General features: G+C 42.3%; 16 protein-coding genes. 11 read left to right on the top strand and 5 right to left on the bottom strand.

Translation table 11 applies throughout. The features are described 5' to 3' along the window. The first annotated feature begins 96 nt into the window (after window positions 1-96). The 3 genes from minE (at window position 97) to atpC (ending at window position 2,885) form a co-directional block, all read left to right on the top strand. Window positions 97-408: a cell division topological specificity factor MinE gene (minE, locus tag L8106_RS13025; RefSeq protein WP_009784780.1), complete on the top strand. Its 312-nt coding sequence runs from the start codon at window positions 97-99 to the stop codon at window positions 406-408. Window positions 409-899: 491 nt separating this feature from the next. Next, complete coding sequence (gene atpD, locus L8106_RS13035) at window positions 900-2,348, top strand: F0F1 ATP synthase subunit beta (protein WP_009784782.1); 1,449 nt, start codon at window positions 900-902, stop codon at window positions 2,346-2,348. Window positions 2,349-2,471: 123 nt separating this feature from the next. After that, window positions 2,472-2,885, top strand: a complete 414-nt coding sequence (atpC, locus tag L8106_RS13040) for an ATP synthase F1 subunit epsilon (RefSeq protein ID WP_009784783.1) — start codon at window positions 2,472-2,474, stop codon at window positions 2,883-2,885. 69 nt (window positions 2,886-2,954) lie between these two features. Here atpC and L8106_RS13045 read toward each other — a convergent pair whose 3' ends face one another. The 4 genes from L8106_RS13045 to petE form a co-directional block, all read right to left on the bottom strand. Then, window positions 2,955-3,254, bottom strand: a complete 300-nt coding sequence (locus L8106_RS13045; RefSeq protein ID WP_009784784.1) for a hypothetical protein — start codon at window positions 3,252-3,254, stop codon at window positions 2,955-2,957. 441 nt (window positions 3,255-3,695) lie between these two features. After that, complete coding sequence (locus L8106_RS13050; RefSeq protein ID WP_009784785.1) at window positions 3,696-4,709, bottom strand: LD-carboxypeptidase; 1,014 nt, start codon at window positions 4,707-4,709, stop codon at window positions 3,696-3,698. Window positions 4,710-4,805: 96 nt separating this feature from the next. Next, a complete protein-coding gene (locus L8106_RS13055) occupies window positions 4,806-5,123 on the bottom strand; it encodes a 2Fe-2S iron-sulfur cluster-binding protein (RefSeq protein ID WP_009784786.1) in 318 nt (105 codons plus the stop codon). A 182-nt stretch (window positions 5,124-5,305) separates the two neighbouring features. Further along, window positions 5,306-5,692 (bottom strand): plastocyanin, encoded by a 387-nt coding sequence (gene petE, locus L8106_RS13060; RefSeq protein WP_232228475.1) that lies wholly within the window; start codon window positions 5,690-5,692, stop codon window positions 5,306-5,308. Between the two features lie 211 nt (window positions 5,693-5,903). On the opposite strand from petE, the gene L8106_RS13065 reads away from it, so the two are divergent. The 5 genes from L8106_RS13065 to L8106_RS13075 all read left to right on the top strand — a co-directional run bounded on the left by L8106_RS13065 (window position 5,904) and on the right by L8106_RS13075 (window position 8,357). Beyond that, window positions 5,904-6,326, top strand: coding sequence for a BlaI/MecI/CopY family transcriptional regulator (locus tag L8106_RS13065; protein WP_009784788.1), 423 nt, complete (start codon window positions 5,904-5,906; stop codon window positions 6,324-6,326). Further along, entirely contained in the window at window positions 6,326-7,183 is an 858-nt protein-coding gene (locus tag L8106_RS13070; RefSeq protein WP_009784789.1) for a M56 family metallopeptidase, read from the top strand. Before L8106_RS13065 ends, L8106_RS13070 begins: the two co-directional genes overlap by 1 nt. Before the next feature lie 21 nt (window positions 7,184-7,204). Beyond that, window positions 7,205-7,327, top strand: coding sequence for a hypothetical protein (locus L8106_RS34230; RefSeq protein WP_255348888.1), 123 nt, complete (start codon window positions 7,205-7,207; stop codon window positions 7,325-7,327). Further along, complete coding sequence (locus L8106_RS32160) at window positions 7,324-7,485, top strand: hypothetical protein (protein WP_009784791.1); 162 nt, start codon at window positions 7,324-7,326, stop codon at window positions 7,483-7,485. The genes L8106_RS34230 and L8106_RS32160 overlap by 4 nt, the downstream gene beginning before the upstream one ends. A gap of 224 nt (window positions 7,486-7,709) precedes the next feature. Next, window positions 7,710-8,357 carry a hypothetical protein gene (locus tag L8106_RS13075; RefSeq protein WP_198012937.1) on the top strand — a complete coding sequence of 216 codons (648 nt, stop codon included), beginning with the start codon at window positions 7,710-7,712 and terminating at the stop codon, window positions 8,355-8,357. 187 nt (window positions 8,358-8,544) lie between these two features. Here the strand turns inward: L8106_RS13075 and L8106_RS13080 are convergent, their stop codons facing one another. Continuing rightward, entirely contained in the window at window positions 8,545-8,964 is a 420-nt protein-coding gene (locus tag L8106_RS13080; protein ID WP_009784793.1) for a helix-turn-helix transcriptional regulator, read from the bottom strand. A gap of 190 nt (window positions 8,965-9,154) precedes the next feature. On the opposite strand from L8106_RS13080, the gene L8106_RS13085 reads away from it, so the two are divergent. The 3 genes from L8106_RS13085 to L8106_RS13095 all read left to right on the top strand — a co-directional run bounded on the left by L8106_RS13085 (window position 9,155) and on the right by L8106_RS13095 (window position 13,473). Next, on the top strand, window positions 9,155-11,422 hold the full coding sequence (locus L8106_RS13085; RefSeq protein ID WP_039896251.1) for a heavy metal translocating P-type ATPase: 2,268 nt from the start codon (window positions 9,155-9,157) through the stop codon (window positions 11,420-11,422). Between the two features lie 83 nt (window positions 11,423-11,505). After that, entirely contained in the window at window positions 11,506-12,015 is a 510-nt protein-coding gene (locus L8106_RS13090) for a cupredoxin domain-containing protein (RefSeq protein WP_009784795.1), read from the top strand. 6 nt (window positions 12,016-12,021) lie between these two features. Next, a complete protein-coding gene (locus tag L8106_RS13095; protein ID WP_009784796.1) occupies window positions 12,022-13,473 on the top strand; it encodes a multicopper oxidase family protein in 1,452 nt (483 codons plus the stop codon). Window positions 13,474-13,583 lie beyond the last annotated feature (110 nt).

Below are 13,583 nucleotides of genomic sequence, written 5' to 3' on the forward strand. Positions count from 1 at the left end.
ATAGGGATAACTGATGACGGCTCACTAACATCCCCCCCTCTGAGTGCAATCTCCAGTTCTAACCCGAAACGCGATCCTCACCGAATCGAAAATCCGATGAAACTCAACGAACTCCTGGAACGACTCTTTCCGCGTAGTACCAATAGCCGCGAGGATGTCAAACGTCGCCTAAAATTGGTTCTCGCCCATGATCGCGCCGACCTGACTCCTGAGCTAATCGAAGCCATGCGTCAAGAAATTTTAGAGGTGTTGTCTCGCTATGTCGAAATTGACACGGAAGATTCGGAATTTGGTTTAGAAAGCGATCAACGTGCGACCGCTTTAATTGCCAATCTACCGATTCGACGGGTCAAAAATACTCCCGACGTAAATCAAACCCCGCCCACGTCCTACGATTCTCCCCTGTAGTTGCAGGGCTGTTTCATTCTCAGTCATCCGTTCACCGCCTCGGAATTGGCGGTGCTTGCGGATGACTCGCTTCCCGAGTTAAAAATTGCCGGGGGTGATGGGGTGACGGGGTGACGGGGGTGATGGGGGTGACGGGGAGAGGTATTTTTTAAACATGAAAAATAGCTTTTTATTAATAAAAATCCTCCCGACCTCCCGACCTCCCGACCTCCCGACCTCCCGACCTCCCGACCTCCCCACCTCCCCACCTCCCCACAAATCAAGTTTTAGGGTTAGAACGCGCACAGTCCTGCCTGTAGTTGGGGGAAATTTTCCCGGCACTGAAGCGGATACCGACGATTCTCGAGCCGGACTTGTCAAAGTGAAACTAAAATCTTAAATCGACAATTTCTTGATGTTCCCATCAGTGATACGCTAAAAGATGGTAATTATCTAGATGTTAAGCTTTCCGAGAAATCGGATGAAGCGATTTAAGGAAATAGACGCTCATCATGGTCACCACCGAACAAAGAACAAACGTAGGTTACATTACCCAAGTCATCGGTCCCGTTGTAGATGTCAAATTTTCGGCAGGCAAAATGCCCGAAATCTACAATGCCTTGACGATTAAGGGTCAGAACGAAGCGGGTCAAGAAGTCTCTGTTACCTGTGAAGTGCAACAGCTTCTCGGTGATCACCAAATCCGTGCGGTTTCAATGAGTACCACTGATGGCTTGGTCCGTGGGATGGAAGTGATCGATACAGGCACTGCGATTAGCGTTCCTGTTGGCCCGGCAACATTGGGTCGGATTTTTAATGTGTTGGGTGAACCGGTTGATAATCTTGGCCCGGTTAATGCCGAGACAACTTTCTCTATTCACCGCTCTGCACCCGCTTTCACAGAACTGGAAACCAAACCTGCTGTCTTTGAAACCGGAATCAAAGTGCTTGATCTGCTCGCACCCTACCGTCGCGGCGGCAAAATCGGCTTATTCGGCGGTGCAGGCGTGGGCAAAACCGTCATTATGATGGAATTGGTCAACAACATTGCTAAAGCTCACGGTGGCGTATCCGTGTTTGGTGGCGTGGGCGAACGTACCCGCGAAGGGAATGACCTCTATCAAGAAATGATCGAATCAGGGGTTATTAACCTAGAAGACCGCACCAAATCCAAAATTGCCCTCGTTTATGGTCAAATGAACGAGCCTCCCGGAGCTAGAATGCGCGTCGGCCTCTCGGCTCTGGCGATGGCTGAATATTTCCGTGATGTCAGTAAACAAGACGTGCTGCTGTTTATCGATAATATCTTCCGGTTTGTACAGGCGGGTTCTGAAGTATCCGCTCTACTAGGTCGGATGCCTTCTGCTGTGGGCTATCAGCCGACTTTGGGTACTGACATGGGTGAACTGCAAGAGCGGATCACTTCGACAAAGGAAGGCTCGATTACTTCAGTTCAGGCGGTCTACGTCCCCGCAGATGACTTAACTGACCCGGCTCCGGCCACGACTTTTGCTCACTTGGATGCAACCACTGTACTGTCTCGGGCATTGGCTGCTAAAGGGATTTATCCGGCGGTTGATCCGTTAGATTCCACTTCTACGATGCTACAGTCGAGTGTTGTGGGTGATGAGCATTATCAAACTGCACGGGCGGTACAAGCAACTCTACAACGCTACAAGGAATTGCAAGATATTATTGCGATTCTGGGTTTGGATGAATTGTCAGAAGAAGACCGTCGGACGGTTTCCCGCGCTCGTAAGATTGAGCGATTCCTATCTCAACCTTTCTTCGTGGCTGAGGTATTTACAGGCGCTCCGGGTCAGTATGTGGAATTAAAGGATACTCTCAAGGGTTTCCAAATGATTCTCGCTGGCGAACTCGATGACTTACCCGAACAAGCTTTCTACATGGTTGGCGGTATCGATCAAGTCATGGCTAAAGCTGAAAAAATGAAGTCCTAGTCGGATCAGGGGCTACGGGGAATTGGAAATCAGTCCTCTGTGATCACAGCTTGATTTCCCCCCTTCCGCCTTTGTCTTCTGTTTACTTGAGATCACGAACTACTTTCTATTTATACTTGACAAATGACACTTAATGTGCGTGTAATTGCTCCAGATAGAACGGTCTGGGACGATCAAGCTGAAGAAGTTATTCTTCCCAGCACAACGGGTCAATTGGGTGTTCTGAGTGGACACGCACCCATGATGACTGCTCTTGATGTGGGAGTGATGCGAGTTCGTTCTAAGTCGGAATGGATTCCGATTGCTCTGCTGGGAGGATTCGCTGAAGTTGAAGAAAATGAAGTCACTATTTTAGTCAATGGAGCCGAACGGGGTCAATCCATTGATCTGAGTCAAGCTCGGACTACTTATACAGAAGCCCAAGCGAACTTAGAAAAAGCAGAAAGCGGTGGTAGCGACCAAGAAAAAATGAAAGCCAAAAATGCGCTGAAACGAGCTAGAGCGCGCTTTCAAGCCGCAGGGGGCATGGCTGAATAGATCCTAGCTATCGGATGGAGTGATTAGTCCCTCTAGGGTGGCATAGCATTCACTTGGGACTGATCAACTCTAGACTCCCACTTGAGATAACAGGGGTTGAATACTATCCCAGGTTAATCCTTGCTGAAGATAATCGGGTTGTGTCGGGTTGTAGGGACTAGCAACACGGTCTATTTTGAGAATTTTCGCGGTGTTGGGCAGTACAGGAACATCAGGATCAAAAGCTGTCGGACGCATCAAAGAACTAGAAAATCCTTTAAAAATAGCAATTTCGTCGGGTTCACCCTCAATTTCAATATGAACAATCAAAACTTCTTGAGGGCGTTTTTCGGTGTATTGTTCCAAACGTCGGGCGATTAAGTTACTCATCGAACTAGCAAAAGCATGGTGGGTTAGGAGGTGAACAAGAGAGTCTTGATTCTACTTTTTAATCTTAAACAATCGGTTTAAAAAATCAATCTACTCAATCAAAAGAAATCATCTTAACAAAACAGCGAGAACATTTCAACGCTCTCGCTTAAATCCTATTTACACAGGTTTTTCAACCTATTTATTATCTGTTGTAACCCAATAACAACATCAGGTTGTTTGTTCCCCCTAGCACCGCTAAGATCATTAACGTTTTAGCGATTGCCATTGCACTCCTCTCTTAAAGCTTCTTGAAGTGCAGCCGTCTGATCTTTTTCAGCTCCAAGCTGACGTAATTTTGGTTTGTTTAATCAAACCTGGTAAAACTTTAACAGTCATTTTCAAAAAAATCTTTGTTTTATATCACGGCTCAGGGTGATCTTTATCACAAAGGAAATAATATCAAATCACGGCACTTTCTAACATTTTAATCATACCCAAATTAGCATCCATTTCGACTTCGACCCCGAGCGGTACTGTAAACTGATCGCGAATATGACCAATCATCGAACCATACCAAGCCGGAATCCCTAAAGGTCGAATATGATCATTTAAAACCTGCCACAAACTCAGGGTGGGAGAATCATCCTCCTCATCAAGACAGCGAGTACATTGACCAAAAATAAAACCCCCCAGTTGTTCTAGTATTCCCGCTAATCTCAAATGATTTAACATTCGATCAACCCGATATATATCCTCTCCAACATCTTCTACAAATAAAATCGCTTGATTCCAGTCCGGTAAAAAACCTGATCCGACTAATCCCCCAATCACCGATAAATTCCCCCCCACTAACCGCCCTCTAGCCTGTCCTGGAGTAATCGTTTCAACCTTGACTTCAGCCGGGTTTTGAAAGATGATTGCTTCTGCGTCAAATAACAACCGTCTCAAGTAAGTGACTGAAAACTCATTCCAAACTGAAGTTCCTAAAAGTCCGTGAAACGTGGTTAATCCACTGCGGCTATAAATAGCAACAAGTAAAGCCGTAATATCGCTATAGCCCAAAATGATTTTAGGATTGCGGCGAATCAAATCATAATCTAAAAATGGTAAGATGCGACTACTTCCCCAACCCCCTCCTGTAGCGATCAAGGCTTGAACCGACTCATCGGCAAAGAAAGCATTAATATCGGCTGCCCGATCTCGATCAACTCCGGCTAAATAGCCATATTCATCTAAAGCATGAGGGGCAACTTTAATCTTTAATCCCTGTTGGGCTAATTGGAATTGAATAAACTTTATATGGGACTTCTTAATCGGACTTGCCGGAGTCACTAACCCAACAGTATCCCCTATTTTTAGTCGTGGAGGCTTGAGAATCGTCGGAGAAGTATTTGCTGTTATCGGAGAAAGTGGGGAAAACTGAGTGAGTAATAGGGTTTGTCCGAACCCGGTTAAAAATTGACGACGGTTCATTGATTTTATCCCCTCCCCGACTCCAATGTACAGACTGATTTGAAGTCGAGGAATTGAGTTGAAAGGGAAGTTTGTGTAGAAGTTAAGAGGATATTACTATGATTTACCGAATTGGCGATGATAAACTTCGTCTTCTTTTTCCGTTTCAATTTTCAAGTTAGAGCGAGGATAAGAAACACATAATAGGGCATATCCTTCCGATTGAAGTTCAGGACTCACACCCATCCCTTCACCCTGATCAACCTCACCCTCTTGTAGTTTAGCGGCACAGGTGGTACAAACTCCAGCATGACAGGAACTCGGTAACTCTAGTCCGGCTTCATCTGCAACTTCTAGAATCAGTTGATCTTCACGAACTTCTAGGGTGTGAACGTTTCCTTGATGATGAATTTCAACAGTGTAAGTTTTTGACATGATCTTTGGCAAAGGTATATTCAATAAATTTCTCCTCCCCTTGTTTGAGAAAGTTGCTTTAACTTCGCTACAACACCTAAGAAAATCTTAAGTCTGGAGGAATACTTTCTGTCAAGGAGAGGAGATAATTGCTAGCAGTTCAAGCTACAACGAATGGTTGTGAGTAACGCTAATTGAGAGGATTATTTAACAATCAGGTGTCCAACCATACCCGCACCCCGATGCGGTTCACAGTAGTAGGTATAATCACCAGAAGACGCATCTGAGGGGACAGTGACTGTATAATTTTCTCCGGGAGAAAACATCAGTTGCTTGTGAGTCAGTTCCTGAGCAACGTCTGAACTTCCCTCAAAAACAGCATTGTGAGGAGCGAGTTTATTGTTAATAAACTTTACTGTATCACCGGGCTGTACCTCTAGCTTGCTGGGTACAAATGATAACATTCCATTATCAGCACCCATTTTAACTTCATAGGTTGCTGCGGCAGCAGGAGAAGCATTGAAGACCAAGCTGCTCACCATCAACAAAACAAGAGATAATCCTAATACTATTCGCTTAGAGATTGACAAAATGAAGTTCATATTCTCCTTTTAAATTGCTCGCTTTATCGAGTTTTTCACACTTCTACTTTAGCATCCTCAGTCCTGGACTTGCTGATCGGACAACTGGTTGGAAGTGGAACCGATGATTATTGTACCATAGAGACTCAAGCTTGATAAGAAAATCTAAAAATGAGATATCTGGTTATGGAGTTTACAGCTAAATAACAATCTGAGGAAAATGACACCAAAACCCAATTATCGTCCTGAAAAAATGTCTCTTGGCCCTCTAGAACAAGAAATCTTAAACATTATCTGGGATTTGGGCTGTGCTACCGTCAAACAAGTCCATGAACAGATTCTCGCCGATCCGGATCGAGAATTATCCTCGCCGAGTGTAACAACTGTATTAAATCGTTTGCGCCGAAAAGGCTGGCTGTCTTGCGATCGCAGTAGACGGGCTTATATGTGGAAACCGCGAATTTCTCGAACCGAAGCCCAAGCAATGATTGCCTACGAACACCTCAATCAGTTTTTAGCTTTGGGTAATCCTGATATTGTGGCGGCGTTTGCTAGTGATCTCGATTCTGCTAGTTTAGAGCAACTTGATGCAATCGCGCAACGCTTAAAAGCTTTACGAGAAGCCAGAAACGAGGATAAATAATGCACTTTATTTTAATTTTAGTCTCACTGGGGTTGGCAATAAGTTGGCGAGGGGTAAATGTTTTGAGTTCTGGAACTTGGGCGCAACGTTGGCAGCGATCGCTAATCAGGTTAATTTTACCACCTTTGATGTTGCTGATGAGTGCGATCGCGGTGATTTGGATGGGGCCACAAGGACAGATGCTTGGACAGCCGACAGGTTGGTTGGGTTATGGGTTAGCCTGGGGGTTGTGGGGATGGGCGATCCTATTGGGTTTAGTTTTAGTCTTTAAAAGCTGCAAATTAATCAACCAAGTTGATCACTGTTCTCAAATTGTCGTTCAAGGAATCACCGTTCGAGTCTTAGAAAATCCGGTTTTATTTTGCGCTCAAATCGGGTTTTGGAATCCAGAATTAGTGGTAAGTCAAGGACTGCTAAAAATATTAACTCCTGAACAACAAAAAGCGGTTTTTATTCACGAACAAGCCCATCGTTATTATCAAGATACATTTTGGTTTTTTGGGTTGGGCTTTTGTCGGCGTTTAACGGCTTGGTTGCCGGGGACTGAAGACATTTGGCAAGAATTGTTACTCTTACGAGAACTGCGAGCTGATCGATGGGCTGCTCAACAAATTGATCCTTTACTTTTAGCCGAGTCGCTATTATTAATGGTTCGTCAACCGGTTGCTATTTCAGAAGAGAGTTGTGCGGCGTTTAGTTGTATTGCCCCTCAAAATCGCATGACAGAAAGGATCGAAGCTTTGATTAAGGATGACTCTACGCTTGAATCTGATTCCACATTAAATTATTGGAATTTGAGTCGAGTTTTCTTGGTGTTTTTACCCTTAATTTCTGTGCCGTTTCATCACCGTTGTTGAGAACTAATTTTAAAATGAACGGTGATGTTAATTCATTTAATGCGAACCATCGATGAAGGAACTCGGGCGCGAATGGATGAAATTTTGCGTTTACCGCGTCAGAAAAAACTCAAGCCAATGCAGAGGAAATATTGCAAGCGATGAATAATTTTGGTTCCATTGAATATGCTGTTGAATTAGCGGATAGATTAGCTGACGAAGGTGTGCGACATTTTGAGGAGGATTTGACGTTTATTGAGGAGTTGGAACCGAAAGGGGTTCTACGTCAAATTGCTAATTATGTTACGACTCGTCTATTGTAACGGACATTTTGACTGGATTTTGAGCAATAAGTCCATCTTTGAGCCAGAATTAAATATTGATTTCCCCATCAATAAATAGTTCAAACTTGAGTGCCAGGATATAAGGCGAGTTTATACCTTTTCATCTTTCGGCGGCAGGAGACCCACGCCATAAAGAATGTTGGCGTTGGGAGGATGTCAACTCTTTTAGGATCACAAAAATTAACTCAACTCAAACCTAATGGATGGTAAATTCAATAGATATTTCTTCAATTACTCACAAACAATCTAATCAGGAGAATTTCATGGAAAAAGTTAGCCCAAACTCCTTTAAGCTACTAAACACATCTGTGCTAGTAGAAAATAAAGAAACAAAGCGGTATCTGTTTTCTGATGGAGAACCCATTCAAGGAGATCGAGGAGCAGAGGGAGGTTGGAAAGCCTCATCCGGCTTTGAAAGTCCTGCAATCGTCGGAGCTGATGCCAATTACTACAACCGCGCTCTTTGGATTATCCATCAACAGGGTGACGATTTTCTGATCGAAAATAAAGAAACCAAGCGGTATTTGTTTTCTGATGGAGAACCCATTAAAGGAGATCGAGGAGCAGAGGGAGGCTGGAAAGCGTCATCAGGTTTTGAAAGTCCTACAATCGTAGGAGCTGATGCCAATTACTATAACCGCGCTCTTTGGATTATTTACCAGAATGGTGACGATTTTCTGATCGAAAATAAAGAAACCAAGCGGTATTTGTTTTCTGATGGAGAACCCATTAAAGGAGATCGAGGAGCAGAGGGAGGTTGGAAAGCATCATCCGGTTTTGAAAGTCCTACAGTCGTAGGAGCTGATGCCAATTACTATAACCGCGCTCTTTGGAAGATTATAGCTCAATAGCACAAAATTGGCGTTGCATTATTGCAGGAATCGAGTCAAATTTATAGCCCCTGAAACTGTTGATCAATGAAGCACCATTTTTTCGCATCTATTCAAATGATATTCTCATTTTGCAACGCCGATTATTGTATCTTTGATCTTGAACATTTATCATATCTTACTCTCTAATTTACGATCCCAACTGATTTTAATCAGAATCTTCAGTTTCGTCGAGATGTTCAGCCACCGCTTGATAGAGATCGAGAACATGACGATCTAGCAGTCGATAATAAACTTTTCGTCCTTGTTTACGATAACTAACTAATCGTAGCGCACGCAGCGATCGCAATTGATGAGAAACGGCTGATTCACTCATCTCTAAAATTTCCGCTAAATCACAAACACATTGCTCTTGTCGGGCTAATATAGATAATAATCGTAGACGGTTTGCATCTCCTAACAAGCTGAAAAACTCTGCCATTTGTTGGGCTTTTTCGACACTAAGAGTTTGAGTTCTGACGATCTGGATATCTTCTAAATCAACCCCATGATGTTGATCGCAAGTTGGGGTTTCTGCGTTTTCGATGCGGTTCGTTACAGCGTCATTGATGGCTGAGTTTGTTGACATTATCAATTTTATTAAGGTTGCATCTAGTTCTTATTTTAAGGGTATTCGTCATTTTTGGTGATCATTTTGATCCCTGTTTCAAAAGGGGAAAAGACAAACCTCTATTTAGCTCTTGACTCTCCACTCGACGGGAGACTATAGGATGAAAGAATACTTCTCATTGAGTCTCACATCTACTGGAGTCAAAGCGATGGAAACCAGCTATTTACGACTAAAAGGTATGGGGTGCGCCGCTTGTGCCAATAAAATTGATCGCGCTATTCACGAAGTTCCTGGCGTAGCAGACTGTAACGTTAATTTTGGGGCAGAACAGGCAACAGTTCAGTATAATCCCAAACAAACTAATATTACAAATATTCAACAAGCGGTTACAGATGCGGGATATAGCGCTGAACCGATGGAAAACAGTCAGAGTAGTCTAGAAGATCGGGACGAAGAAAACCGTCAAATAACCCAAAAACTGCGGCGTAAAGTTATTATTAGTGCGGTTATTAGTAGCATTTTAATTATCGGCAGCTTACCGATGATGACGGGGTTAGAAATTCCCTTGATTCCGATGTGGTTACATAACCCCTGGTTGCAGCTAATTTTCACAACTCCAGTGATGTTTTGGTGCGGAAAAACCTTTTTTACAGGAGCCTGGAAAGGGTTAAAACGTCGCAGTGCTGACATGAATACATTAATAGCAGTCGGAACAGGTTCAGCCTATCTTTACTCGATATTTGTGACAATTTTTCCGGGATTTTTCATCAGTCAAGGGTTAAGTGCAGATGTCTATTATGAGTCAGCAGCCGTAGTGATTACTCTAATATTACTCGGACAATTACTCGAACATCAAGCCAGAGGACAAACCTCAGAAGCCATTCGTAAATTGATGGGTTTACAAGCAAAAACCGCTCGGGTTGTGCGGGATGGAAAAGAAGTAGATATTCCTCTAGAAGCTGTAAATGTTGGGGATATTGTTGTTGTTCGTCCAGGTGAAAAAATACCCGTTGATGGTGAACTGATAGAAGGACGTTCCACAATTGATGAATCAATGGTAACAGGAGAAAGTGTACCTGTTGAAAAGAAACCCGGAGATGACATTATTGGCGCAACTATTAATAAAACCGGAAGCTTTAAATTTCGGGCTTCTAGAGTTGGAAAAGATACAGTTTTAGCCCAAATTGTTCAACTGGTACAACAGGCGCAGGGTTCAAAAGCACCAATTCAAAAATTAGCCGATCAAGTCACAGGTTTGTTTGTTCCAGTGGTGATTGCGATCGCGATTTTAACCTTTCTTATTTGGTTTAATTTTACCGGGAATTTAACCCTAGCAACTCTCACCAGCGTCGGGGTTTTAATTATTGCTTGTCCTTGTGCATTAGGATTAGCAACACCAACTTCTGTAATGGTCGGAACGGGATTAGGTGCTGAACATGGAATCTTAATTAAAGGGGCAGATAGCTTAGAACTTACTCATAAGATTCAAACGATTATTCTCGATAAAACAGGCACATTAACAGCCGGAAAACCAACCGTTACTAACTATATTACCACGGGAGGAACGGCTAACGATAATGAACTAAAATTATTACGATTAGTCGCCGCAATTGAACGCAAATCTGAACATCCTCTGGCTGAAGCAATTGTACAATATGCCCAATCTCAAGGCGTAGATTTTCCTTTACCTGAACCCGAAAATTTTGAAGCGATGACGGGAATGGGGGTTCAAGGTGATATTTCAGATCGATTTATACAAATTGGAACGAGTCGCTGGATGGAAGAATTAGATATTAATATAGAAGCTTTAAAACAGTTTCAACAACAATGGGAAACTGAAGGAAAAACAACCGCTTTAGTCGCTATTGATGGTATAATAGAAGGGTTAATCGGAATTGCTGATACGCTCAAACCTACTTCAGAAAATGCCGTAAAATCTTTACAAAGAATGGGGTTAGAAGTCGTTATGATTACCGGAGATAATCAAAAAACAGCCGAAGCGATTGCATCACAAGTCGGAATTGAACGAATCTTTGCAGAAGTTCGTCCCGATCAAAAAGCAGATTTAGTTAAATCTATTCAAAAAGAAAAGAAAAGAAAAGGAGAAAATCATCGAATTGTGGCGATGGTTGGTGATGGAATTAATGATGCACCTGCACTCGCCCAAGCAGATGTAGGAATTGCGATTGGTACGGGAACAGATGTAGCAATTGCAGCCGGAGATATTACCCTAATCTCTGGAGAATTAATGGGAATTATAACCGCAATTAAACTTAGTCGGGCGACTTTGAATAATATTCGCCAAAATCTGTTTTTTGCCTTTATTTACAACACGGCTGGAATTCCCCTCGCGGCTGGAATTCTTTATCCGTTCTTTGGCTGGTTACTTAATCCAATTATTGCGGGAGGTGCGATGGCAATGAGTTCAGTTTCTGTGGTTACAAATGCGCTACGTTTGCGGAACTTTAAACTGTAATCGTGAGAAAATATTGAGCTGAAAGTGGTTTAAAGTTCTCAGATATTTTTGATTAAAATTCAAAGCGAATGGAGATTAAACTCATGCTAAACTATAGGAAAAGTGGATTCTATTTGAGTCAGATTTTACTCTCTTTAATTCTGGTAACTTCTGTTCAAGCTGCTTCTACAGAATCTCCTTCTGAATCTACCGATAAATTTCGCCAAATTCAACAACCCATTCCTGTTAAAATTGCCATCACAACTGCTGGTTTAGGGTTAATTGGTTTAGAACTTTGGTGGTTTATGTTTAGTAAACCCAAAACCAAACAAGCCACCCAAACTCAAGACACTCAAGAACTAGAAATTATAGTAGATGGCGGATACGAACCTAGCAGAATTACCGTTAATTCGGGTCAACTTGTTCGTTTGAAATTTCACCGTAAAGATCCCAGTCATTGTTTAGATAAAGTTCTGTTTCCTGATTTTAATATATCGAAAGATTTACCTCTTGATCAAACTACAACGATTGAATTTACTCCTGAAAAACCTGGAGAATATACCTTTAGTTGTGGAATGAACATGGTTCGAGGAACGTTAGAAGTTCGAGGATAAAATAACATGATTAACCGCAGAAAATTCATCACCTTAAGCACCTCTACAGCCAGTGCTATTTTATTAACGCAATGTGTTTCTAACTCAATCAAAGCCAAATCTTCAAATTCTGTAACTCAAAGTAGTGTAGGAAATTTATTAGATGTTGATTTAGAAGCAAGCTTTGATCAGGTTAATATTGCTGGAAAAAAGGCAAAACTCTTAAGTTATAACGGACAAATACCCGGGCCAAGATTGGAAGCAAAACCGGGAGATACAGTCAGAATTAACTTTACCAATAAACTCCCCCAACCGACCAATTTACATTATCACGGTTTGCACATTCCGCCCACAGGAAACGCCGATAATGTGTTTTTAAAGATTCAACCGGGGGAAAGTTTTACCTATGAATTTACCCTTCCTAAAAATCATCCATCTGGAACGTTTTGGTATCATCCCCATTTACATGGTTTAGTCGCCGAACAAGTTTTTGGGGGTTTAGCAGGTTTATTGATAGTCCGGGGTGAACTGGATGAAATTCCTGAAATTCAAGCCGCAGAAGAACAATTTATCGTTTTAAAAGATTTTGCTTTGAACAGAAATCAAGCAAATTTTCAAGGTCACATGGGAATAATGTTGGGGCGAGAAGGAGAACTTTTAACCGTTAATGGTGAACTGAATCCTAACTTTTCTATTCCTCAAGGGGGATTATTACGCCTCAGAATTCTTAATGCTTCTACTTCTCGTTTTTATCGCCTAAAATTAGAAGAACATCCCCTGTATTTAATCGCTACCGATGGCGGTTCTATTTCTGAACCTGTCGAATTATCAGAAGTGTTATTAACTCCCGGTGAACGAGTAGAAATACTTGTTCGAGGAGAACGAGAACCCGGACAATATCGCCTTTTAAACTTACCTTATGATCGCACAGGTGGGATGGGAGGCGGAATGATGGGAGGTGGAATGATGGGAGGTGGAATGATGGGAAACCGTTCTAATACCAATACTTCGCAAACTTTAGCCACTTTAACTTATAATAACCGGGTTGAAACTCTGCCTTTACCCAAACAATTAATTACGGTTCCTGAACTCCCTCAAGCCCAAAAAACACGCCGTTTAACTCTCAATCACGGGATGGCGCCGGGAATGGGAATGGTCTTTTTAATCAATGGTCAACCGTTTGAGATGGGAAACCCTGATACTGTGGTTAAATTGAATACGATTGAAGACTGGGAAATCGCCAATACAGGGACGATGGATCATCCTTTTCATCTTCATGTTAATGATTTTCAAGTGATTAGCCGAGATAATAAACCCGAACCCTATCGGGCTTGGAAAGATACAACCTTAGTGAGGCGTGGGGAAGTTGTTCGCATTCGTATTCCGTTTAAAGATTTCCCCGGTAAAACCGTTTATCATTGTCATATTCTCGATCATGAAGATTTAGGAATGATGGCAACTCTTGAAATACAAGCCTAAATATTTTTCTTGATGATTTAAAGTTTTGTAATCTTATCTAGATTCGTGATTTCAGAGGTATTTTATGTTAAAATAAAAATTAGAATAACTGGTTATAAACCAGAAGGACT

Origin of the sequence: Lyngbya sp. PCC 8106, from assembly GCF_000169095.1 — a bacterium.
Taxonomy (GTDB): Bacteria; Cyanobacteriota; Cyanobacteriia; order Cyanobacteriales; family Microcoleaceae; genus Capilliphycus.